Origin of the sequence: Prevotella sp. oral taxon 299 str. F0039 (genome assembly GCF_000163055.2) — a bacterium.
GTDB lineage: Bacteria > Bacteroidota > Bacteroidia > Bacteroidales > Bacteroidaceae > Prevotella.
In genome coordinates this window covers 996,688-1,020,775 of sequence record NC_022111.1, presented here as the reverse complement: position 1 = coordinate 1,020,775, position 24,088 = coordinate 996,688, and the positions used below count along the sequence as shown (strand labels likewise).

General features: G+C 43.9%; 11 protein-coding genes. 10 read left to right on the top strand and 1 reads right to left on the bottom strand.

Going from position 1 to position 24,088, the window contains the following annotated elements; all coding sequences use genetic code 11:
- Window positions 1-135: 135 nt before the first annotated feature.
- Window positions 136-2,346, bottom strand: a complete 2,211-nt coding sequence (locus HMPREF0669_RS07095; protein ID WP_009228163.1) for an anaerobic ribonucleoside triphosphate reductase — start codon at window positions 2,344-2,346, stop codon at window positions 136-138.
- A 599-nt stretch (window positions 2,347-2,945) separates the two neighbouring features.
- On the opposite strand from HMPREF0669_RS07095, the gene HMPREF0669_RS07090 reads away from it, so the two are divergent.
- From HMPREF0669_RS07090 to HMPREF0669_RS07045, 10 genes are all read left to right on the top strand, one after another.
- Window positions 2,946-5,591 (top strand): calcium-translocating P-type ATPase, PMCA-type, encoded by a 2,646-nt coding sequence (locus tag HMPREF0669_RS07090; protein WP_009228164.1) that lies wholly within the window; start codon window positions 2,946-2,948, stop codon window positions 5,589-5,591.
- On the top strand, window positions 5,570-6,193 hold the full coding sequence (locus HMPREF0669_RS07085) for an HAD family phosphatase (protein ID WP_009228165.1): 624 nt from the start codon (window positions 5,570-5,572) through the stop codon (window positions 6,191-6,193). The genes HMPREF0669_RS07090 and HMPREF0669_RS07085 overlap by 22 nt, the downstream gene beginning before the upstream one ends.
- A 4-nt stretch (window positions 6,194-6,197) precedes the next feature.
- Entirely contained in the window at window positions 6,198-7,136 is a 939-nt protein-coding gene (locus HMPREF0669_RS07080; protein ID WP_009228166.1) for a bifunctional riboflavin kinase/FAD synthetase, read from the top strand.
- Window positions 7,137-7,160: 24 nt separating this feature from the next.
- Window positions 7,161-7,985 (top strand): CPBP family intramembrane glutamic endopeptidase, encoded by an 825-nt coding sequence (locus HMPREF0669_RS07075; RefSeq protein WP_009228167.1) that lies wholly within the window; start codon window positions 7,161-7,163, stop codon window positions 7,983-7,985.
- A gap of 871 nt (window positions 7,986-8,856) precedes the next feature.
- Window positions 8,857-12,333, top strand: a complete 3,477-nt coding sequence (locus HMPREF0669_RS07070) for a SusC/RagA family TonB-linked outer membrane protein (RefSeq protein WP_020967289.1) — start codon at window positions 8,857-8,859, stop codon at window positions 12,331-12,333.
- A gap of 12 nt (window positions 12,334-12,345) precedes the next feature.
- On the top strand, window positions 12,346-14,205 hold the full coding sequence (locus tag HMPREF0669_RS07065) for a SusD/RagB family nutrient-binding outer membrane lipoprotein (protein ID WP_020967288.1): 1,860 nt from the start codon (window positions 12,346-12,348) through the stop codon (window positions 14,203-14,205).
- Window positions 14,206-15,009: 804 nt separating this feature from the next.
- Entirely contained in the window at window positions 15,010-17,796 is a 2,787-nt protein-coding gene (locus HMPREF0669_RS07060; protein WP_020967287.1) for a TonB-dependent receptor, read from the top strand.
- Window positions 17,797-17,854: 58 nt separating this feature from the next.
- Window positions 17,855-19,210, top strand: coding sequence for a DUF4876 domain-containing protein (locus HMPREF0669_RS07055; protein ID WP_009228171.1), 1,356 nt, complete (start codon window positions 17,855-17,857; stop codon window positions 19,208-19,210).
- Between the two features lie 87 nt (window positions 19,211-19,297).
- Window positions 19,298-20,818, top strand: coding sequence for a DUF6850 family outer membrane beta-barrel protein (locus HMPREF0669_RS07050; protein WP_009228172.1), 1,521 nt, complete (start codon window positions 19,298-19,300; stop codon window positions 20,816-20,818).
- Between the two features lie 46 nt (window positions 20,819-20,864).
- A complete protein-coding gene (locus tag HMPREF0669_RS07045; RefSeq protein ID WP_009228173.1) occupies window positions 20,865-23,789 on the top strand; it encodes a pitrilysin family protein in 2,925 nt (974 codons plus the stop codon).
- Window positions 23,790-24,088: the final 299 nt, after the last annotated feature.

Genomic DNA, 24,088 nt, shown 5'->3' with positions numbered 1-24,088 from the left:
GGGTCTAAAAGGGTAGTTTGTCCTTTTCAAAAGCAAAAAGAGAAGGAGCAGTTGAGGCTACTCCTTCAGTTTTTTGTGGTTATTCTTACAATTTACTATTATAGTTGTTGGTTTGAAAGAGAGGTCTGTCGAAGCTTAAATGTCGTGTCGCACACGATCGTTTAGCTCTGCCAGTTTACCGCTATTCCAACGATCGGTTGTACCAACAAGATAGCCCGTGATGCGTTGAAGGCGGTCGATGTGGTGTCCACCGCAATGAGGACAGGTTTCAAGAGTGTTGTCGGCATTCTCAAATCCGCATGTCATACATCTATTTCGGTTGTGGTTCACGCTTCCATAACCAATGTTATAGTGGTCCATCATATCCACAACATTCATAATAACTTGTGGATTATGGGTTGCATCTCCATCAATTTCAACATAGAAAATGTGTCCTGCACGAGTCAAATCGTGGTAAGGTGCTTCCACTTCAGCTTTGTGTTTTGCACTGCATTTGTAGTACACTGGCACGTGATTAGAATTGGTATAATAGTCTCTATCGGTAATACCTTCAAGCTCACCAAAATCCTTTCGGTCCTTCAAAGTAAACTTACCCGATAGTCCTTCCGCTGGAGTTGCAAGCACACTAAAGTTATGTTGATACATCTTAGTGAAGTCATTGGTGCGGTCTCTCATGTAGGTTACGATCTTTAAACCAAGCTCTTGCGCCTCATTATCTTCTCCATGGTGCTTACCTAACAAGGCTTTGAGGCACTCTGCCAATCCAATAAAGCCGATAGAGAGCGTTCCTTGATTGATAACCGACTCGATAGTGTCGTCTGCTTTCAGCTTATCAGCACCTAACCACAAACTTCTCATCACCATTGGGAACTGCTTTGCATAGGCTGTCTTTTGGAAATTGTAGCGTTCAACCAATTGTTTTGCGGTTAAATCTAACACCTTATCCAATTTAGCAAAGAACGAATTGATGCGCTCTTCCTTGTCTTTTATCTCCATACATTCGATAGCAAGGCGCACAATATTGATGGTAGTAAACGAGATATTGCCTCTTCCTATTGAGGTTTTAGGACCGAAATGATTTTCAAACACACGAGTTCGGCAACCCATTGTAGCCACTTCGTGAACATAACGCTTTGGATCTTCAGCCTTCCAGTCTTCACTTTGATTGAAAGTAGCGTCTAAGTTGAGGAAATTAGGGAAGAAACGACGTGCTGTAACCTTACAAGCTAACTCGTATAAGTCGTAGTTTTTGTCTTGAGGAAGATAGTTTACGCCACGTTTCTTTTTCCATATTTGAATAGGGAAGATAGCAGTTTCGCCATTGCCCACACCGCTATAAGTGCTCTTGAGCAACTCTCTTATAACGCATCTTCCTTCTGCAGAGGTGTCAGTTCCATAGTTGATAGACGAGAACACCACTTGGTTTCCACCACGAGAGTGTATCGTATTCATATTATGTATAAAGGCTTCCATAGCTTGATGCACACGAGCTACAGTCTTATTGATAGCATGTTGCTTGATGCGTTCTTTGCCTTTGAGACCATCAAGAGGCAGTTTTAAGTAGTCTTTAATCTCCGATTCGTATAAATCCGAGCAGTCTTCGCCCATCAAAGCCTCTAAGTTTTTCACCTCTTCAACATAACTCATTCTTACATAAGGAGCGAGATAGAAGTCGAAAGCAGGTATAGCTTGACCGCCATGCATTTCGTTTTGCGCTGTTTCTAGTGAGATACAAGCAATGACACTGGCTGTTTCGATACGCTTTGCAGGGCGAGATGAACCATGACCAGCACTGAAACCATGTTCCAAAATGTTATCTAAAGGATGTTGACAGCAGGTGAGTGACTTAGTGGGATAATAGTCTTTGTCGTGAATGTGGATATAATTATGTGCCACAGCATCACGCACATCTTCGCTTAAAAGATAGTCGTCGACGAATGGTTTGGTTGTTTCGCTAGAGAACTTCATCATCATTCCTGCAGGAGTGTCAGCGTTCATATTAGCGTTTTCACGTGTAATATCGTTCGATTTTACGTTGATTATTTCGAGGAAGATGTCTCTTGTTTTTGCTTTTCGGGCAACATTTCTAAGGTTTCTATATGAAATGTATGCTCTTGCCACATCCTTTCTACGACTCTTCATCAACTCATTTTCAACCTTGTTTTGAATTTCTTCAACGGTCATCTGCGAGTTACCGCTCATCGAAATACGATCGGTTATCTGTTGAATAAGGTTGCTATCTTCACCATTATTGGTGTGTAGCATAGCCTTTCTGATAGCTCCACTAATCTTAAGTTCGTTAAAACCCACGATGCGGCCATCTCTTTTTACTACGGTTTGTATCATTTTAGGGAAATCTTAAAGTTTGGTATTTGTTTTTTTTGTTATCTTCTGTTTGCTTAGAATAGCGCAACAAAGATAGTGAAAGTTATTATATAATTTTACTTTTGGGTAATTATTAAATAGTTAAATTATATTAAGTCTCTCATAATAAATAACTTATAAAAATAAAATAGAAAACTTTTTGAAATATACTTTTATTATTTCTTTTCAAAAAAGAAAATAATTATAATAAGGTATAAGCGTTTTTTTAGAGAGAAAAGGAACTGAATTTAGATTTGAGTTTTCTTTCAATAGAAATACATAAGAGCTTGTTTTATGGTGTATTATGGTTGTTGATGCAAAGTAAAAAAACAAACCATTGCAATGAAAAAGCATTTCTTCTTTTATATTATTTGTGTGTGTTCATTTGCACATACTTTGCTTTTTTCTTAAATTTGTAAACTCAAATAAACAAACAAAATAAGAGTTGAGTTATAACTCAAAATCAACTCCATTTTAAAAGCATTGATATTAGCGGCTAAAAGCATTGTTATTGCATGCTAATTGTAATGCTTTTATCATGTAAAAGGATAGTAATTAAAATCTTAAAATAAGACGATTCAATGTCACAGGATAAAGTGTTAGGAGGTTTAACACCTCAAGAAGTAAGTGAAAGTAGGGCAAAACATGGTGAAAACGTACTTACACCTCCTCAGAAAGTATCCATTATTAAGCTTTATCTAGAGAAGTTTCAAGATCCCATTATACAGGTTTTGCTCGTTGCTGCAGTAGTTTCTTTACTGCTTGCATTCGTAGAAAACAACTTTATTGAAACCATTGGAATCTTCATTGCCATTTTTCTTGCCACCGCAATAGGTTTTTATTTTGAATTAGATTCAGCTAAAAAGTTTGAGATTCTCAATACACTTGAAGAAGAACAAATGGTGAAAGTGCGTCGCAATGGCGTGGTAGAAGAAGTGATGCGCAAAGACATTGTGGTGGGAGATGTGATTTTAATAGAGACGGGAGATGAGATTCCTGCCGACGCATGTTTAGTAGAAGCGATAGACTTGCAAGTCAATGAATCGTCGCTTACAGGCGAACCCATCACCACTAAGCATGTAGAAACAAGTCAATCTAAAGGCACAGAGGCTTATCCTCCTAACGTATTACTTCGCTCGAGCATGGTGATAAGCGGACGAGGAACAGCAGTTGTTACCGCAGTTGGCGACGAAACAGAGATTGGAAAGGTGTCGCATAAGTCTACAGAGCTTACTTTTACGAAGACACCGCTAAGCATTCAGCTTTCAAGGTTAGCCAAGATGATTAGTAAGATTGGCGTAACAGTGGCAGTATTGGCATTTGTTCTCTTTCTTGTTCACGATGTTTTGGTGAATCCAATATGGCAAACCAATCACTATTTAGATATGCTCGAGGTGGTTCTTCGCTACTTTATGTTCAGCGTAACCATTATTGTTATGGCTGTTCCAGAAGGACTTCCGATGGCGGTTACATTGTCGTTGGCTCTCAATATGCGCCGAATGCTCAAGAGTAACAACCTTGTTAGAAAGTTACATGCGTCTGAAACGATGGGAGCTGTAACGGTTATCTGTACTGATAAGACAGGAACACTTACCCAAAACAAGATGCAAGTGAACGATTTTGCACGCAGTTGCGAAGATGAAGAACTGCTTTTTGAGGCGATATCTGCCAACACTACTGCCGAATTATCCTTGTCTTCAAACGACAACGAGAATACAACTACCACTATTCCAGAGGGCATTGGCAATCCAACCGAAGTGGCATTGTTGCTTTGGTGCTATAAAAATGGAAAGAATTATAATAGTTATCGCAGCGAAACAAAGATACTTCATCAACTTCCTTTCTCAACAGAAAGAAAGTATATGGCAACCATTTCGCTCTATAATGGTGTGCCTTATCTCTTTATAAAGGGTGCTCCAGAAGTGGTGTTGTCGTTCTGTAACATCACAGAAGATAAGAAAGCAGAAACCGAAAGCACCCTCCGTGGCTATCAAGATAAGGCAATGCGCACACTTGCTTTGGCTTATAAGCAACTCGATAACGATGTGGTTGAAAGCATAAAAGACAACTCTTTGAGCGCAGAACTATTGCAAGGCTTTACCTTACAGGCTGTTTTTGCCATCTCAGACCCTATCAGAGAAGACGTTCCTAATGCCGTTTCAGAATGTCAAAGAGCTGGTATTAACGTCAAAATGGTTACTGGTGACACTTCGGCAACAGCCATTGAGATAGCAAAACAAATTGGTATTTGGAACGAAAAGGGCGTTTCTGAGAGCGAAAAGGAACGTTGGCACATCACAGGAACACAGTTTGCAGACCTTGATGACACTGAGGCTTATGAGCGAGTGGCGTCCTTAAAGGTGATGTCTCGTGCACGTCCGACAGATAAACAACGCTTAGTTGAATTGCTACAAGCCCGCAATGAGGTGGTAGCAGTTACGGGAGATGGAACCAATGATGCTCCTGCTTTGAATCATGCACATGTTGGTTTGTCGTTAGGATCGGGCACTTCGGTAGCCAAAGAGGCAAGTGCTATGACTTTATTAGACGACTCTTTCAGCTCAATTACATTGGCTGTGATGTGGGGAAGGTCGCTTTATCGCAACATTCAACGCTTTCTTTATTTCCAATTGATTGTAAATCTCACCGCATTGTTATTGGTTGTGGGAGGCGCATTCATAGGAACTAACATGCCATTAACCGTTACTCAAATCCTTTGGGTGAACCTTATCATGGACACATTCGCTGCTATGGCATTGGCATCTCTGCCTCCTTCTAAAGATGTTTTGAACGAAATGCCTCGCAAACAAAGCGACTTTATCATTTCAAAATCGATGTTCAGGGGAATACTTGCACATGGAATATTCTTCTTTATCGTGCTTTTCTCGATGTTATATTATTATGGAAACGAGGTAAGTAATGGTATAACCACTCACCATCTCACGATATTCTTCACTACTTTCGTGATGATTCAACTATGGAACCTATTCAATGCGAAGACATTTGGATGCAAAGACTCTGCCTTTAGTCATCTAAAACAGAGTAAAGGACTGCTCTTTGTGTTCCTAATTGTGCTGATAGGGCAGTGGCTTATCGTGTCGTTTGGTGGTAAGATGTTTAGAACTGAACCCCTATCTCTCACCGAATGGGGCGTAATTATTGCGCTTACTTCGCTTGTTTTGTGGGTAGAAGAATTGAAAAGATTATGGACTCGCAAAGCAAAGTAAAAAATATTATATTCGACTTAGGTTGTATCTTGGTTGAACTTCACCCACAACGTTGCATCAATTCCTTTCGTTCTCTGGGTGCAGAACCCGTTGCAAAGTATATAGAAACACATCAAACACGTGATCTGTTCTATCATATTGAGGTGGGAAAGATCACCAATTCTGCCTTTTGTGAGGCGGTTCGAGAACTAACCGAATTGCCTTTGAAAGACGAAGAGATTGAGGGTGCGTGGAACTCGCTTATCGGAACCATTCCAGAACATAAGCTACAAGCCATTAAAGAGCTTGCTAAAACGCACCAATTGTTTATTCTTAGTAACACTAACGCAATGCATTGGGCATGTTGCGAGCCTTTGTTTACAACCGAAAAGGGCGAGAACGTGTTGCAACTCTTTCAAGATGTCTTCCTATCTAACGAGCTTCAGCTCATTAAACCCAGTGCAGAGATTTTTCAAGAGGTGGTGAAACGAACAGGAATAAAGCCCAAAGAAACTTTATTTATCGACGACCTTCAACCCAATTGCGATGCTGCTTGCCAACTTGGTTTTAAGGTATTGCACGACCCAAAGGGAACTATTTGGACGCAAAAGCTATTGAAATAGAATCATGACAACACTATATCTCACCCCAGAAACAAAGCTGTTGCAACCCAGTGTGGCAACTATTGGTTTTTTCGATGGGGTACATTTAGGGCATCAACATGTGCTAAAGCAAGTGGTTGAGCATGCTCATAGAAGGCAATGGACATCTATTGCTATTACATTCGATGTGCATCCACGTGTGGTTGTGCAACCTAATTTCACACCAGAGCTTATTAGTCCGCTCGAAGAAAAATTGCAATTGATTTCTAATACGGGTGTAGACCTTACCGCAGTGTTACCCTTTTCTACTGAAATGGCACAGCTTTCGGCATTCCATTTCATGCAAACCATCTTAAAAGAGCAGTTAAACGTGCAGCAACTCATCATCGGTTACGACAATCGTTTTGGTAAACAAAGCGGTGAAACCTTTGAAGATTATGTGCGATTTGGTGCAGAATTGGGGATAGAAGTGCTCCTTTCCACTCCGTTCGACACGCCTCAAGGACGTGTTTCGTCGTCAACTATACGCAAAAAGTTGCACAATGGCGATGTAAACGTGGTGCAACAGCTTCTTGGTCGTCCTCATTCTTTCTTGGGAAAGGTGGTTCATGGCTATCAAGAAGGACGCAAGTTAGGCTTTCCAACCGCTAATATCAAACCTCAATATGACACCACAATAGTGCCCAAAGAAGGCGTTTATGCCGTTCAACTAGAGCTTTCTGGAAGCCACAAGCGCTATAATGGCATGCTCAATATAGGCAATCGACCCACCTATGGCACTTTCAATCAAACCATAGAGGTACATATCTTCGACTTTAATGAAGAGATATACAATAGCGAGGTGCGTGTGTTCTTTATCGAAAGAGTGCGTGATGAGGTGAAATTTTCATCGATAGAGCAACTTAAAGAACAACTTATTGCAGATAAAGCAAGAATAGAACAAATTCTAAAGGCAACAGAATAATTATATAAAGAAAATCTATCAGTAATGAATTCAACATTAAAAGTTTGTATAAATGCAATTGGTTATGTAGTGGTCTTTGCTCTTTTGCAAGTAATTATGCAATATCCCGTGTCGGCTATTTATGCTTATTGTATGGATGTTCCATTCTCGTTAGTGATAAATTGGGTAACTATTCGACCAATAGAATTGATTAATGAGGTGATTATTCCATCGACTATATGTGCGCACATATTATCTATTGCATTGTTTTTATTACTGAAATGGACTCCCATTTCAACCCATTATATATCTAAAAAGCCCTATCAGGTTTTAGGTCTTATCGTTCTTTTCTCGCTATTCCTTGTCCTTCCTTTGGCAGGTATATACGAATTGATGGGCATAGAAATGGATAAAAACATGGAAATGCTTTTTAATACAATGATGCAAAAGCCTTTTGGAATTGTTGCCGTGGCGATATTGGCCCCCATTGTAGAAGAGATTGTGTTTAGAGGAGCCATTTTAAGAATTTTGTTAGAATATTTCTCGGGTAGCAAAGCATGGATTGCCATTACTATTTCGGCAGTTACATTTGGTTTGTTTCATGGCAATTTGGCGCAAGCAGTTAACGCTTCGTTTCTTGGTTTAATACTTGGTTGGCTCTATTATCGCACCAAAAGCATCATTCCATCTATGGTTTTGCACCTGGTGAACAACATTTCTGCAGTGGTACTGACACTTTCTTTTTCTTCAGAATCAGATATAAAGGTGGTTGAATTGTTTGGTAATAACCTTCCACTTGCTGTTGGTTGCCTCACAGTGTCGGCTCTTTTGGCATTTGGAACTTTCATGCTTATTCGCAAAAAGATATAGAATACCGCTCTGTTTTGCGTCTTTGCGTGTTGTGAAGTGGGTGCAAATATCTTGAAAGATAATGCACTTCATTCTAAAAGAAGATGCAACCCGTTTTGAATGGCTTATATATAAATAGGAGAGGAGCGTGCCAATCGTTTTCTTTTTAACAAACATTAGCTTCAAAAACAATACAGATTGTTCAGCATTCTAGACTCAAAAAAGAGTGTTTTTAGTGTTTTTGTTTGTATTGTGGCAACCATTTTTACCCTTGATGATGTACCAATATTTGCTAAAAGCATTCCTTTTGTTTTTCTATTTCAGCAAAAGGTCGATAAAATTTGCCTCTTTTCATGGCAAAATTCGCCCTTTTTATCGAGAAAAAGTTTGTTTCTCTTCCTCATGATCATCGTATAAACACCATAAAAGCATTTTTCTTATAAAGAAAAACCATTGTTTTTGTGTTGTAAAAGCACTGCTTTTAGGGTGCAAATGCATTGCTTTTAGGTTATAACTTATATACTTTCATCTCTTTTAGTCGATCTTTTGCTCGAATGGTTCAATGAAATAAAAAGAGGTGCGCTGTGTTTCTGCTATTTGAAAGTAGAGCAAGTGTTGATGGGTAGAAATGCTATAATAGACAAAATGAAACCTTAGTATATTTGTTTTTCTTAACAGATAAGCTGTAAAAAAAATGAATTCTTATTAAGTAGTTTATGGAAAATATTTGTTTAGAGAATAAGAACGACTATTTCTCAATAAGAGATTGATAATTGAAAGTACCTTTTGTTAGTTGTTGAAAATACTCTATTATTAGAGAGAAACGCAATGCAAAAAGCCTATAGAAAATAGAACTACCCTATATAAAGAAAAGGAATAACTAAAAACAACGATGAGAAAAAATAATTATGTACTAAAAGAAGTCATGCTTAAAGCAGCGTTTAGTGCTTTAATAGCAATGGCACCAATTGGTGATTTAAAGGCTCAAGTAACCTTAAAAACACCAAACACCACCCTAGAAGTTGTTATAAAGAAGATTCAAAAGCAAATGAACCTTCGCTTTTTCTATGATGATAGTTTGGCAAAAGTGATGGTAAACAACATTGATGTCAAAGACGAAAAGGTGCAAAACGTATTGAACCAATTGTTAAAAGGAAAAGGTATTTCTTTTAAGGTGGAAGATAATGTTGTGTATTTACGCAAAGAAAATGCACCAGTAACAAAAGAAAAAGGCAACGATTTGAAAAGAAAAATCACAGGAAAAGTGCTCGATGAAAGCAAACAACCTATGATTGGAGTAACGGTTGCGATAAAAGGTAGTACCACAAGAGCCGTTACAGATATAGATGGTAACTATCAATTGCAAACCAGTGAAGCAGATCCTGTGTTGCAATTTAGTTATCTTGGCTATAAAACCAAAGAGATGAAAGCCCATGGTAAAGATGCTATTACAACAACAATGGACGTCGATTCAAAGGCATTAGACGAAGTGGTTGTAACAGCTTTGGGTATTAAAAGAGATAAAAAGATGTTGGGCTACTCGGTGCAAGACATCAAAAGCGATGCTTTGAACACCACTGGTGACCCATCTGTTGTGGGTGCTTTGTCGGGAAAAGTTGCGGGTTTGCAAATGAATACCGCCAGTACTGGTCTTGGAGGATCTACCAAAATTACCATAAGAGGTAACTCTTCGCTCACCGACAACAACCAACCTTTATGGATTGTAGATGGAGTTCCCTTTTCAGATAACAACACTTCAAATGCTTCTGCCTATGGAGGTTACGACCGAGGAGGTACTTCTTTAGACATTAACCCAGACGATATTGAAAGCATTTCGGTACTAAAAGGTCCTAATGCAGCGGCTCTTTATGGTTCAAGAGCAGGTAATGGCGTGATTTTAGTCACCACAAAAAAAGGCGCAAACAAAGCAGGTTTTGGTGTGAGTTATAATGGAAACTTTACATGGAGTAGCGTTTCGCAAGCCATTAAGATGCAAAATAGATTCGGTCAAGGTAGCAATGGTGCTGTAAATTATAAACGCAATACCAGTGGAGACATTGAAAGTTTGAACGGAGAGTTATCTTTTGGTCCTGAGTTAGATGGACACGAGGAATACAACTGGTATGGAAGCAAATCGCCTTATCGATACACTGGCGACAAACTTCGTGATTATTTTAATACGGGTTTTTCGCAATTTCATACCGTTGCACTAGGCAATAACAGCGAAAAAGGACATTATCGCCTTTCTATTGGCTACAATGATAACAAGGGATTGTTTAAGAATGAAACCTTAGATAAATTGTCTATCGATCTTAATGCTGGTACTGTTGTGAACAAATACCTTTCTCTTGATGGTAAGATCTCATTGTCTCATATGAAGGCTTGCAATCGTCCTTTACTTGGATTGAATGGTGAAGTGGCTCAACTTCTACTCATTCCAGGTAACGTTTCGTTAAGAAGTTTGGAAGAAAACCAAAGCTCTGAGACCCAGATTCACCGCAACTGGTTCGGTCCAAACCAACATTATTCAAACCCATATTATGTTCGTCACCGCTATAAAAACAGCGATGAACGATGGAGAGCCTTTGGTTATTATGGCGCAAACATCAACATTTTTGATAACTTAAAGCTCAATGCGAAATACTCTTTCGATTATTATAGAACTCGATTGCAAACATCTGACCTTAGTTTAGCAGACCAAGCGATAACCACTGGCACATCAACTTGGCAAGATAAGATCACAACTGACGGAATGCAACGTGGCGAAGAGAATCACTTTGAACACAATATTCAAATGCTATTGCTAGGTAATAATCAGCTAACTCCAAAGTTTAGAGTTGATTATTCGCTAGGTGGTAATGTGATGTATCAAAAGTATGAGCTATTTCAAGGAGGCGTTCAAAACATGTTAAACAAAGATGTTTGGGTGTATAACACAGGTGGTAAGCTCGTAAGTGGTAGCGATAACGGATTTAATAGAGCGATGTATTCGGTGTTTGCATCGGCTCAATTGGCTTATTCTGAATATCTTTCACTCGACTTAACCGCACGAAACGACTGGTCATCTACCCTTCCAAAGGGTCAAAACTCATTCTTCTATCCTTCTGCAAGTGTTAGCTTTATGCTTTCAGACTTTATGAAATCGATAGATAAACCATTGCCTTCATGGGTTACTTTCGCAAAGATGAGAACCTCATTAGCACAAGTTGGTAAGGATCCAAGCCCCTATAATCTATATAATACACGTAAGTTTGAATTTGAAACAGGTATAAGAAAGCCGGTTGTTAACACCATAAAGATGAACGATATGCTTAAACCTGAAATCAAAACTTCGTATGAATTGGGTCTTGATATGAAGTTCCTTAACAACCGATTAGGCTTCGATTTTACATATTATTATAGTGTAACACGCAACCAATCGATGTTAGTTGATGCCGCAGCACCATGGTCTCAGCAGTGGGTTAACGCAGGAAAGATATTGAATAAAGGTATAGAAATGATGGTTTATACCACTCCTATTAAAACAAAAGATTTGACCTTCAATCTCAATATGAACTTTGCTCACAATAGTTCTATCGTGAAAGAACTTGCACCAGGAGTGCAACGCATCTACTTTAATGGTGATAACAACATGCCAGTACGTGTTGGTGCGGTTGTAGGAGGAAAGCTTGGAGATATCTATGCCAATAATCTTATCAAGCGAAACAATGCTGGTCAGGTGATAGTTAACGCACAAGGATTACCCCAACCAGCCACTGGAAATGGTAATTTGGAACAGTATTTGTTGAACAATCCCATTGGAAATATACAACCAGATCTATTGATGTCGGTTACACCTTCATTGACTTTCAAAGGCATTTCATTAACAGCTATGTTCGATATGCGCTTTGGTGGCAGTATAGTATCAGTGTCTGAAGGTATGGCAACCTCTGTTGGTACATCAGAAAGAACATTGAATCGTGGTGAATATAAAGAGATATCAGGTGTGAAAGACTATTATATGGTAGTGCCAGGAGTGAAAGAAGATGGTTCAATTAACGACATTCCAGTGAGTGCTCAGGCATATTATTCAACCATAGGTATATACAAATCGCAGAAAGGTTATGCCGAAGAGTTTGTTCATAGCGCATCTTATATCAAGTTAAAGGAATTGTCTTTGGGCTATAGTTTCCCTAAAAGCGTCCTAAGAAAAACACCTTTCACAGCCTTAAAGCTATCATTTGTGGCACGAAACCTCTGCTTCTTGATGAAACACACACCAGGAAATCCTGATGGTGGCTATGATACTACGATGTTTTCTCAAGCACTCGACTTTGCTGCAGTGCCCTATACACGAACCTTTGGTTTCTCTATTAACGTTGGATTTTAATGTAATAAAGATATGAAAGCTTGTCAATTCATAAGAAAAACAATATACTTGACTGCCGTTAGTGCCCTTGTTGGTTGCTACGATCTAAATGATTTAAGTAAAAACCCATACGAATTGCCCGATAATTCTTCTCAATCTAAAGAGATAAATGTGGAGAAAGACAATTCAAAATATGCCGATATCAATATCGACTTCGCTGTATCTGCAAATGATTCCGTGAATCTTAAGAGTAAACTTGCAGATGCTCCTGCTATCTTTCGCAACTTTTTATACGAAGGATATTATAACGATTATCAAATAACCACTAACCTATCGCACGACATTTATGCAGGCTTTGTGGCTAATAATCAACCTAAACACGCAGGAAAAACATCTGATTATAACTATGGAGACGGCTGGTCTGGAGCACGTTGGCGACACTTTTATGAGCATCGTTCAAGCGAATATAGAGACCTTTTGCGTGCTTTTAAGTTTAACGACCATCCAGAACACTATAAAAACATGTTCTACATCACTCGCATCTACTATGCTTTCTTGGCTCTTGCCAATACAGATACCTATGGTTCGATGCCTTTTAGAGAGTATGTTCGTGCGAGAATACCCGAAACCAACAATGTTGCTTACGACACGCAACAAGAGGTTTATGATGCAATGTTCCGCATGTTAGAGCAAGCTGTGGATAGTATTGCACCCGAAGACAAAACCCAATACAATGTAGATAAACAAGATATATGCTACTTTGGCGATGTAAACAAGTGGTTACGATTCGCAAATACATTGCGTTTGCGTATGGCTTTGCGCATTTCTAACATTGATCCTGCTCGTGCAAAGACTGAAGCTGAGGCTGCATTGAACAACAAATATGGTTTAATGTCAAGCAATGCCGACAACATGCAAACTGTTCCTAAACACGCATCAGTGGCACTTGGCGGTCTAGAAGATGGTGGAAACGAAAACGTTTTGGCTATGTGTAGTGTTGCTTATGGTGGAGAAAGCGTGATGTCTTACGATCTTGAACAGTTCTATCGCAATCTTTCTACAGGCGGAGGAACCTACAAAATAAAGAAAGGTAGAAATAAATTCGAAGAGAAAGTGATTGACCCTCGTTGCTTAGTGTGCTGGTATCGAGGTGGAATGACAAGCAATACGATCGCAGCAGGTGAGGAAAGTCTTCGTGAAGACTTCAAAGGTTGCAAGCGAGGAGCGCAAGTTCCCGACATTTCTATGGGCACATTGATGTATAGTATCACACGATCTCAACCCAAACCAGCATCGCATCAGCTTAATCCTAACTATTGGTTTAACTATGCTCAGCCCACTGTTTGGTTGGGATATGCCGAAAGTTTGTTCTTAAAAGCAGAGGCTGTATTGCGTGGTTGGACTGCAAGTGGACTTACAATGAGTGTTGAAGACTATTTTAAAGCAGGTGTAAAGGCTTCGTTAGACTATTATATGATTCCTCAAAATACCAATCTTTCAGGGGCTGCAGACAGCTACATGGCAGGTTTAAAGGTACTAAACGATGGCACATTTAATAGCGGTGATAAAGAAAAAGTGCTCGAAGCGATTATCACACAGAAATGGATGGCAATCTTTCCAAATGGAAATGAAGGCTGGGCAGAATTGAGAAGAACAGACTATCCACGCATACTTAATCAGCTAACTAATAGTAGTGGTGGCGATGTTCCTAGCGGAAAGATGATCAAACGCATTTCCTATCCAAACTCAGAAGCAGGTAATCAATATTTCACAAGCCATCAAGAGCTTCAGAATATGAATAGTCAAGGCAAGCGATTGTGGTGGGATGTAGACGATACCAACGATGAAAAAGGAGCTTGGAAGAAGCCAAATAACTTTAGAACACAACCCTAAAGGGGTATAAAAATAGTCTACTACATTTCTTTTCTTATGTTATGTTAAAATAAAAGTCAAAAAGAAAGTCTTAAAAGGTAGTTATTATGTAAAAGGTGTAGTAGATTTTAAGTATTGAAAACAGAGCTTTTGTATAGGTAGTATAACTAGGGAAATGAGATTATTTCAGCTCTGTTTTTCACCAACACAGGTATGGTTAGTTTCATACCTGTGTTTCTTTTTGCTCGTCTCTCGATGTCTCTTGGTGGATATGTGCTATCTTTTTTCTATTCTTTCACGTCCTTAGCCGATTTGTTTTCAGCTACTTTCTGTACCCTTTTCATTCTCTTTCGTTCAAGATAAGTTCTTCATCTATTTTCTTTTATATTTTATAAAAATCTTCCAGAATTCTTTACGGAATACATCTTCGTTTGTCTTGGTTCGCAATAGCATTGCTTTTACTTGTTAATCGTTTACTATTTATTTGTTAATCATTAACTATTTACTTATTTGTATTTTACTCTTCGCCTATTCGTATTCTACCCTTTTCTTGGAATACTCCATCCTTTGATGGTACATTGCGCCATAGTTTAACGGCCATGTTCCAGCATTTTTTGCTGTAACGCTTTAGAGAAAACAAGGCTAATCACTCCCCTCTCCCCTTGGAGAGGGGCTGGGGGTGAGGCCGGTTGGGGGGGCCTTCCTCCACTTTCCTTCCCATAAATACCTATATATAGGTATTGCCCAATTCGTTATAAACACCTAACTTTACAAATTACATAGTACACTTTGCACTTAACAGGACAAGAAAAAGACAAAAAAGATATGAAGTTTCCCACACGAATTCTATGGGGAGGAATACGTGTTATGGTTTTGTTCATCACTTTGGCGTGCGTTTGTAACCAGTTTGCACACGCCCAATCCACAGACGAGAACATCTCATTGACCATTATCGACCGCAATGGGCAGGCCTTACCCTACGCCACTGTTATCGTAGAGAGTGCCGGCCTTACCTATACTGCCGACGCACAAGGCCGATTACGCCTAAAAACGGCACTCTTTACCACCAAAGGCACGCGCCTAACAGTGTCGTATCTGGGCAAAGCAACACGCCAGTTAACCATTACGCACGATGCTGTGGCGAAAGAAAAGAAGATAAACATCGCACTAGACGACAACAACCTTTACCTGAAAGACGTGCAGGTAAACGCCACGCGCGCACCCAGACACAGCAACTCGTCGATGCTCATTCAGCGAAACACCATCGACAACATACAGGCTTACAGCTTGGCAGACATCGTTCAGGCACTGCCAGGCAAGGCCATTCTCAACACCGACATGCACAATGCCAGTTTCTTAACCTTGCGTTCGGCTCTGCAAGGCGACTTGCAAAACCCACTCGATGCCTATTCGCGCAACAAGCTTAACGACTATGTGCGCAACGCCGCCTTTGGCATTGCCTACGTGGTAGACGGTACGCCTCTCTCGAACAACACCAATATGCAGCTCGACAGCTACGGAAAGTGGGGCGGCATAAAGATGTTCGACCGCCGTTTTAACACCGATAACAACGAGAATGTGGGCAGCGGAAACGACTTGCGCCTTATTCCCGCCTCGTCGATAGAGAGCGTTGAGGTTATATCGGGCGTTGCTCCAGCCAAGTATGGCGACCTAAGTAACGGCGCCGTTATCATCAATCGCCGCGCCGGACTTACGCCTTTCTACGGTAGCGTTAAGGTGCAATACGATATTTTCAATGCTTCGCTGGGTAAAGGTTTCGCCCTTGGCGAGCGTTGGGGTATGCTCAACCTCAACATTGACTATCTGCACAGCACCCGCGACAGGCGCGACAAGCTGAAAACAAACGCCAACATCGCCCTCAACGCCACGTGGACACACACCATTAGTAGGGCATTGGCATGGGAAAACACCCTCTCGGCCGATTTCTCTAAAAACGTTGACGGACTGAAAAGCGACCCCGATGCAACGCTTAATCGCACCCGAACCGACCAGCAGAACCTGCGTTTGGCCCTGCGTGGTGCGCTTTCGCCCCAGCAAAACGCACTTATCGACGGCATCGACTATAACTTTTCGCTCTCCCTGTCGCACCAATACGACATGCACGAAGAGTTTATTGCCAATAACAGACTGAACCTTATCACCGACGCTTACACCAACGGACTGCACGAAACCGATGTTGCGCCACCTTATTACACAGCCCTTTTGGAGATAGACGGCAAGCCCTTGGCCCTCTCGGCCAACGTGGAAGCACGCCGAACACTAAAATGGAGTCGCGCAACACACACGCTTAGTCTGGGTGTTCTTGCACGACACGAGGCCAATCATGGGCGTGGAAAGATTTTCAACGCAGAGACTCCGTTCTACGATGGCGGACAAGGCGGACGTGGCGACCGCTCTTATCAATACCGAAACCGCATCAAATTGAACCAATACGGCATGTATCTGCAAGACAAGTTGGTGTTGCCCACGGCTTACGGAACGTTAAGCACAACGGCAGGCCTACGTCTTGAATACCAAAACCAACGTTTCGCAGCCTCTCCACGCATCAATATGATGTGGGCGTTAGACAATGGATTGAGCTTCAACGCAGCCTATGGCATCAGTTATAAGATACCTGCCACGGCTTTTCTATATCCCGAAAACGTGTACTTCGACCGCCTTGTGTATAGCAATTACAGCAACAACGCCAACGAGCGGCTCTTTATGTACAAAACCAAAGTGGTTAATCCCACCAATCCCAACTTGCTTTCGCCCTACACACACAGCTTTGAAGTGGGTACAGCCTATGCCAATGCCAACTTCAACACCTCGCTAACGGGTTATCTTAAAATAGACTTGCGTGGCATTAGTTCAGAAGCTGTGCTCGATACGATGTGGGTTCAGCATTACGAAACGGTGTCGCAACCGCCCAACGAACGGCCCATTTACGCACCAAAGGGCGACCCCCAACTCATCATCGACTATTATTTTACGCCCCGCAACCTGCTTTATAGTCGCAATGCAGGCGTAGAATGGATTGGCAACCTGCGCGATATCAAGCCCTTGGGCTTAGGCGTTAACTTCTCGGTGGTTTACAATTACAGCCTTTACCATCAGCAGGGCGAACGCGTGGGCACGTCTATCGACCTCGACAAAGAGGCCGTTTCGGGCATCTACGCTCCTACGAAGAACAGTTCGCACGAACTTATCTCCACCCTAAGCCTCACCAAACAGATACCCACCCTTGGCTTGATATTCAACCTGCGCTTACAAAACTTCTGGTTCAGGCACTTCAATCGTCATGGGTTCGACATCTATCCCATCGGCTATATCGACCAAAACTTCCGTCGTGTGTACCTCGACGAGCAGCAACGAAAGGACATTCGCTGGACGTATCTGCGACTAAAAGACAACGAACCCGTAAATATTTCGCAGCCAATCATCGTCCCCAATTGTCATCTTCGCGTGTCTAAGGAGATTGGCAAGCAGCTACGCCTGTCGTGCTATATAAATAATGTGTTCAATTATCGCCCTTGGGTAGAACGCCAAGGCGAACGAATATACTTTAATCAGCCACCAACGGTGAGCATGGATGTTAGCTACAAGTTTTAGTTAGTCTTATCCGCTGCTCGCCAAAAGCGACACAAACAAACAATAAATACATAACAAAATGAAAAAAACAAAACATTGGGGCAACCGTATCGCCCTATTTATGATGATGGTCATGCCCATTATCTTCACTGCTTGTAGCGAAAATGACGCACCCGAAGTGTCAAGTGCATCGGTGAAAGTAAGCGTTAAAATCGACAAGGCTTTCGAGAAAGCGAAAGCCCAAAAGGTTGCAATTACCTTGCGCAACACCAGCACCGGGAAAGAAACAGCTTACGAAACCACCGTCAACGGCACGGTGCAGTTGCCCAATCTGCCTGTAGACATGTACGATATAACGGCTAGCTACACCCTGCCTGCCAGCGAATACAACGAAATTACAGGCGAAAAGAGTACCGAAGATGTGCTTTTCTCGGCCGCTGCAACGGGCGTACAACTTCAACCCAACAAAGAAACGACTATCAATTTGGTGCTAACCACGTCCACAACTGATGATTTCGTTCTCAAAACGATATACTATGCAGGGTCGGATAGCAAGAAAGCAGCAGGCGAAGACGATCGTTTTATCGAGATCTACAACAACTCTTCGCGCACACTTTATGCCGATAGCCTTTGTTTTGCACTCACAACGATGAACCGTTACGGCTTTTTGGCCGATGGAAAGCCGCATCCTTACAAGGATAAGAATATCTATACAACCCCCAGTGGCGCGTTCGATTGGAGCAAATCAGAAGGTATGGCCGACACGGAAGGCGCAAACAGCAAGTACGTTTACGGCGATGTAGTTATCATGGTGCCTGGTTCGGGCAAGGATTATCCCATCAAACCCGGCGAAAGCTTTATCATTGCGCCCTTCGCACAGAACTATAAACAACCCTTTACCACGTCATCGGGCAAGCAAGTTACACCCGAATGGCCCGACTCAACGCTCGACCTAAGCAAGGCAGAGTTTGATGTTGTGTACCCCGGCTACGAGGTATTGGATAACAAGAGTGCCGCAAATATGATGATTATAAAGAAAGGTAGTAACAAATACATGCGCCTTTCGCGCAACGGTAAAGAGGGTTACGTCATCTTCCGCCATCCTTCTCCCAGCAAGTTACCCGAATATCGCCGTCCATTTATCGACCCCAAGAAAGGCAGTCACTTTACTTACATGCAAATTCCGAACACATCTATCATCGATGCCGTTGAGGTTATCAACCCCAATGCCGATGGTTATGTGTCGCCAAAGGCTTTCCAGAAGTCGCTTGATGCTAGCTATGCCTTCTCCAAACCTGATAACAGCTTCCGCTGTATCACACGTAAGGTGAGCCGAGTGAATGATGGTCGCCGTATATTACAAGACCTCAACAACTCTGCACTCGACTTTGTTCAGATGATTCCAAACCCTAAGGCGTTTGCCCCAAGCAAGTAACGCCCCATTATAAGCTTCTCCGCCTGCCTGCTTTTGCTATACAGGCAGGCGGAGAATTGCCTATAACGAAATTCCCAAATCAACAACATGCACGCACGTTTATTCGTATCTAGCCTCTTGTTCGGGCTTTTCCACATCGCCTCCGCTCAAGATTCGCTCACGCATTTTGCTGTTCCAACTCCCCAAGAGTGGCAACAGCACCACCAAACCATGGCTTCGCCCCTAGGCATTTACTTGCTACCGGCGCAGAGTTATGGCTATACCTCGGCGACTTTCAGCCACGAACGAGGCCCTTTAATGCGCTTGCAGATACCCGAAAAAGATACGAATCTGCGACTCTCGTCAATGGGCGTGTACACGTCTAAGCGTTGGCGACTATATGGGGAATTTGCCTACAACCGACAATTTGCCGATAGTGTGGGTTGGCTGCTTAGCGAAACGCCACGCCTGGGCATGCCTTACTACTTCGCTTCGCCACGCAAAGGCAACTGGCTAAACGAAACCTACCAACTTAAAGGCGCAGCCAATTACCGCCTTTCGCACCTGTTCGACCTCGGTGCAGCCCTGCAAATAAGGTATCATAAGGGTGCACGCAGCAACGACCCACGCCCCTCTACCGAGAGCTTTTACTCGCGTTATCACCTCAATGTGGGCCTAAACCTCGCCCCCGTGCATATCTCTATGGCGGCAGGAATGGTCTACGGAACAAGCGATAACAACCTGATCTACGTGAACGAGAATAACGATCGCATCGACCGATTGGACTTTATGGCCTACGAACTGATGGGATTTGGCATGCACCGAAAGACAGGTAAGCTGCAAAACCGCGAGATGCAAGCCAACACCTACGGGCACGAGCTGTCGCTGCAAGCCAGCTTCACCTGGAACGAAACAATGCTTTGGGCGCGCGCCAGCCATCTTGCGCAACGCGACAGCATACGCCGAAGCCGAACAAAAAACGTGTCGGCCAACCTCCTTTCCACCTATAACCTCCGTCAAACGCGCATTCTTGCGGGCCTAATTCATTCCCTTTCGCCCGCTCTTCGCCTGCAAACCACAGTTCACGCCCACTTTACTAAGGGCTGGGATAGGCTAGACAACATCCTTGGCGGACAGAAAAACTATGTGTATAACCATCGCGATGTCGGCCTTAACGCTTTGCTCTACCATCGTTTTACCTCGCAGCGGCTCGACCTATTTGCACTCGATGCCACCGCCGAACACGAGAAACGACAAGACGGAGCCACGCAACACACCCTCGTTCGCGATGCTTTCCATCTCGCCGCAGCCTATCGTTCGCAACGTCCCTTGCCTCGAAACTTCGCCTTTTTCTATGGTGCAAGCCAAGCTTTCACCCTGCCCAAGGCCTCGTTAAGCTACCCTTCAACGCAAGAAACGGTGTTCTCTACCCAACTAGCACTTCCCCTGCAACGTTTCTACGCCACGTCTACGGCCAGCATACGCATAGCCTTGGGCACGGCCAAGCGTTTCGCCCACTATCAGCTGACGCTCTCATTGGCCTACCAATTGGGCTATGTGCTTAAAGCCCAACCCACCATTCACGGCACGCGCCACAACTTTGAGGCCGCCCTTGGCTTGGCTTTCTAGCGGGGCACAGTCCTATATCAAACAGCGATAACACCCCTTTGCGGAAATGAAAAAATACCTCCTTATCCTTGCTCTCGCCCTGTTTGCCCTTTCGGCAAACGCCAAACGCACACAGGCAACACTGTCCACCGACCCCAATCTGCATGTGGGCAAGTTGCCAAACGGCCTTACCTATTATATACTTCGCAACAACACGCCCCCCAATCGCGCCAATTTCTACCTCGCCCAATGCGTTGGCTCGCTGCAAGAGAGCGACAACCAACGCGGCTTGGCCCACTTCTTAGAGCATCTTTGCTTTAACGGCACGCGCCATTTCCCATCCAATACGCTCGTGGCTTACCTCGAAACGCTTGGTCTAAAATTCGGTCAAAACATCAATGCCTATACCGGAATGGAGCGCACCGTGTATCATCTCAACAACGTTCCCACAGCGCGCTCCTCGGCCTTAGACAGTTGTCTGCTTGCACTTCGCGATTGGGTGTGCGACATTTCGTTATCGCCCGAAGAGATAAATAAGGAACGTGGCGTGATTAACGAAGAGTGGCGACAACGCAATTCGGCCACGGCACGCATGCTACAACGCAATCTCCCGCGCCTTTACCCCAACAGTTTGTACGCTCGGCGCGCCCCAATAGGCTTGATGGAAGTGATAGATACCGTTGGCCCTTCCACCCTTCGGCAGTATTATCACCGCTGGTATCATCCCCAAAACCAAGCAATTATCGTGGTGGGCGATGTGGATGTGGCACGCACGGCCAAACGTATCGAGGTACTTTTCGCCCCCATACGCCCCACCAAGGCCGCGCGCCGACCCGCCATTGTGCCCGTTGCCGACAACGCCAAGCCCATCGTTGTGGTGGATAGCGATGCCGAACAGCGCACCACGCTTGTACAAGTGTTCTGCAAAATGCCGCCCATAACGCCCGCTTTCAAAGCCTCAAGCACTTATCAACGCCTCTTAGTGCGCCGCTCTTTGATGATGTCGATGCTGCGCATGCGCCTTGCCGAGCAGGTGGTTAAGCCCCAATGCCCCTTCACACAGGCCGTGGTGGGCTATGGCGTATATCTCTATGCCTCCTCCAAATACGCCTTCCAAGTAACCATTATGGCCAAAGACGGACAGGCACAGGCTGCCACACAAACCGTGATGACCGAATTATGGCGTGCTGCCAAGCATGGGTTTACACCTGCCGAATTGGCTCGTGCCAAGGCCGAAGAGCGCAATATCATCGAACGGCAGTATGCCGCACGCAACGAAGTGGGTAACAATTACTTGGGCAACCAACTGGTGGAACACGCCCTAAGTGGCGAACCCATGCCTTCGCCCGATGTTCTTCGGCAGTTGCGAACAAGCATAGTCGATACCATTACGCCTGCCGACGTGCAACAATGGCTGCGCAAGATGCTCCCCACTAGCGGTAGAAACCTCGTTGTTTTAAGCCTAAACCCACAACGCGAGGGTGCAACCCAGCCCACCCAAGAGAGCCTTTTGCAAGCCGTTTTGCAGCCCGCCACGGCCAACCTTGCACCATATAAAGACGATACCCCCAACCAACCGCTGCTCCCCGTATTGCCCAAGGCAGGCCACATCGTTAGCCAACGCCACGAATCCGCTTTGGGTATCGAGCGCATAGAGCTGTCTAACGGGGTGACGGTGCTGCTCAAACCCACCTCTACGGGCAAAGACGAACTGCTGATGACGGCCTTCGCGCCCGGCGGTTCGTCGCGTTTGGAACAGGCCGACTTCGCCAATGCGCGTTTCTTCAACCGCATTGTGGGTAGTAGCGGACTAGGCGATTTCTCATCACAACAGCTCACCAAGGTGCTAACGGGGCAAACGGCCAACGTCAATCTCTCGCTCGACACCTATTGGCTAAGCCTCAACAGCAGTGCCTCTACACGCGATGCCGAGTGCCTTTTGCAGCAAACTTACCTTTATTTCACCGCCTTGCGCCCCAACCAACAGGCTTTTGACAACATCATGGCCAACAGCAGGGCGCGCCTTAGCCAAGTGGCAGGCCTGCCCGAAATGGCCCTTAGTGACTCGCTTGCGGCCACCTTGCACGCCCACAACCCACGTTTCGCCAACAACACGCTCGCCGATCTCGACCATGTAGACCCCAATCGCATTCTCAACCTGGCGCGTCAAGGCATGGCTAACGCTGCAAACTTCACCTTCGTTTTCGTTGGCCACTTCCAACGCGACAGCCTTCTCGCCCTCGTTTGCCGTTACATCGGCTCGTTGCCTGCAAGCAACCCCCCGTTCGCTTCATGGCAACCAGCCCTTATCAACGAGCCTTCGCCCCACCATCAGGCAGCGCAAGACTCTACCACGCCCACCACTACCATCGCTCCCAACAACGAAACATCCCTTGTTGGCACGCTGCGCAGTGTGCAAACCTATGCCCCCGGCATTGTTTGTAACCACTTCCGCCACGCCATGACCACGCCCAAAGCCAACGCCTACATCGTTTGGTGGGCTAAGGGCACGCCCTATACATTGGCCAATATCGTGATGGCCGAGGCCGTAGGTCAGCTGCTTGGCATGCGTTACACTCAGCGAATACGCGAAGAAATGGGTGCGGCTTACAGCACCGATGCTTCTTGTACCCTCGCACCTGACGTGAACACCACCTACTTAAAACTATATGGCATCTGCCCAATGAAACCAGAATTGGTTGACAGCACCCTCAAGGCAATGCGCGCCGAGGCCGAAAACATGGCTCGTAACATTGACCCCACGCTGCTCGAAAACGTGAAACGCCACCTCGCCAAACGCTTTGAAGAACGCACAAAGCAAAACAGCACGTGGCTACGAGCCGTGCAAACATGGGCGAAACAGGGCATCGACATCCACACGAACTACCTAACCGAGCTGCAAAACATCACACCCCAACGCCTGCAACAGTTTGTTGCACACCAATTAATGGCACAAGGGAATAGGGTTGAAGTGGTGATGTTGCCGGAGTAAAGGAAAATAAGCCTCACCCCCAACCGGCCTCACCCCCAGCCCCTCTCCAAGGGGAGAGGGGAGTGATTAGCCTTGTTTTCTCTAAAGCGTTACAGCAAAAAATGCTGGAACATGGCCGTTAAACTATGGCGCAATGTACCATCAAAGGATGGAGTATTCCAAGAAAAGGGTAGAATACGAATAGGCGAAGAGTAAAATACAAATAAGTAAATAGTTAATGATTAACAAATAAATAGTAAACGATTAACAAGTAAAAGCAATGCTATTGCATTGCAATATCATAGCTTTTGCATTGCAAT

Excerpts from the sequence above, each read along its gene's own strand:
- HMPREF0669_RS07060 (WP_020967287.1), top strand. The coding sequence starts at position 15,010 with ATGAAGTTTCCCACACGAATTCTATGGGGAGGAATACGTGTTATGGTT.
- HMPREF0669_RS07065 (WP_020967288.1), top strand. The coding sequence starts at position 12,346 with ATGAAAGCTTGTCAATTCATAAGAAAAACAATATACTTGACTGCCGTT.
- HMPREF0669_RS07080 (WP_009228166.1), top strand. The coding sequence starts at position 6,198 with ATGACAACACTATATCTCACCCCAGAAACAAAGCTGTTGCAACCCAGT.
- HMPREF0669_RS07090 (WP_009228164.1), top strand. The coding sequence starts at position 2,946 with ATGTCACAGGATAAAGTGTTAGGAGGTTTAACACCTCAAGAAGTAAGT.
- HMPREF0669_RS07085 (WP_009228165.1), top strand. The coding sequence starts at position 5,570 with ATGGACTCGCAAAGCAAAGTAAAAAATATTATATTCGACTTAGGTTGT.
- HMPREF0669_RS07075 (WP_009228167.1), top strand. The coding sequence starts at position 7,161 with ATGAATTCAACATTAAAAGTTTGTATAAATGCAATTGGTTATGTAGTG.
- HMPREF0669_RS07045 (WP_009228173.1), top strand. The coding sequence starts at position 20,865 with ATGAAAAAATACCTCCTTATCCTTGCTCTCGCCCTGTTTGCCCTTTCG.
- HMPREF0669_RS07095 (WP_009228163.1), bottom strand. The coding sequence starts at position 2,346 with ATGATACAAACCGTAGTAAAAAGAGATGGCCGCATCGTGGGTTTTAAC.
- HMPREF0669_RS07070 (WP_020967289.1), top strand. The coding sequence starts at position 8,857 with ATGAGAAAAAATAATTATGTACTAAAAGAAGTCATGCTTAAAGCAGCG.
- HMPREF0669_RS07055 (WP_009228171.1), top strand. The coding sequence starts at position 17,855 with ATGAAAAAAACAAAACATTGGGGCAACCGTATCGCCCTATTTATGATG.
- HMPREF0669_RS07050 (WP_009228172.1), top strand. The coding sequence starts at position 19,298 with ATGCACGCACGTTTATTCGTATCTAGCCTCTTGTTCGGGCTTTTCCAC.